The following is an 856-nucleotide window of genomic DNA, read 5'->3' as shown; positions in this document are numbered from 1 at the left end:
TGGCCGCTGCGGCGGGCCGCGGAACGGTTCCAGGTCTCGGTCAGCACCGCGAAACGATGGGCCGACCGCTACCGGGCCGAGGGGGAACCGGGCATGGTCGATCGCTCGTCGCGTCCGCATACGAGTCCGGGCCGTATCCCGACCCGGACCGAACGCCGGATCATCAAGGTCCGCCTGGCGCGGCGGTGGGGGCCGGCCCGGATCGCGTTCCTGCTGCGCCTGGTGCCCTCGACGGTGCACCGTGTGCTGACCCGGTTCGGCCTGGCGCGGCTTTCCCACCTCGACCGGGCCACCGCGCAATCGGTGCGCCGCTACGAACGCGCGACGCCCGGCGAGCTGGTGCACGTCGACATCAAGAAGCTCGGCAACATCCCCGACGGCGGCGGGCACCGGGTCACCAGTCGTCAGGCCGGCAAGCGTCACCGCACCCGCACCCCCGGCAAGAAACTCGACCGCTACGGCAACAGCCACGTCGGCTACAGCTACCTGCACAACGCCGTGGATGACTACTCCCGGCTCGCCTATAGCGAGATCCTGCCCGACGAGAAGAAGGAGACCGCGGTCGCGTTCTGGCAGCGAGCCCAGAGCTTCTTCGCCACCAACGGCATCACCGTTGAACGGGTACTCACCGACAACGGCGCGTGCTACAAGTCCCTGCTCTGGCGCGACACGCTGAGCACCGCCGGCATCACCCACAAACGCACCCGCCCCTACCGGCCACAGACCAACGGCAAGGTCGAACGCTTCAACCGCACCCTGCTCGACGAATGGGCCTACGCCCGGCCCTACCGATCCGAGACCGAACGACGAGCCGAGCTGCCGCGATGGCTGCACACCTACAATCACCACCGCGGCC

At 69.0% G+C, this 856-nt stretch carries 1 protein-coding gene; it reads left to right on the top strand.

The genetic code is table 11. From position 1 onward, the window contains the following. On the top strand, positions 1-856 hold an 856-nt coding region (locus IEY88_RS43900; RefSeq protein WP_189160809.1), incomplete at both ends, for an IS481 family transposase.

The sequence above is a fragment of the Lentzea pudingi genome, assembly GCF_014646255.1.
Lineage (GTDB): Bacteria > Actinomycetota > Actinomycetes > Mycobacteriales > Pseudonocardiaceae > Lentzea > Lentzea pudingi.
Note: the sequence above shows the minus strand (reverse complement) of the source record. Positions and strands in the feature narration are given on the sequence as shown.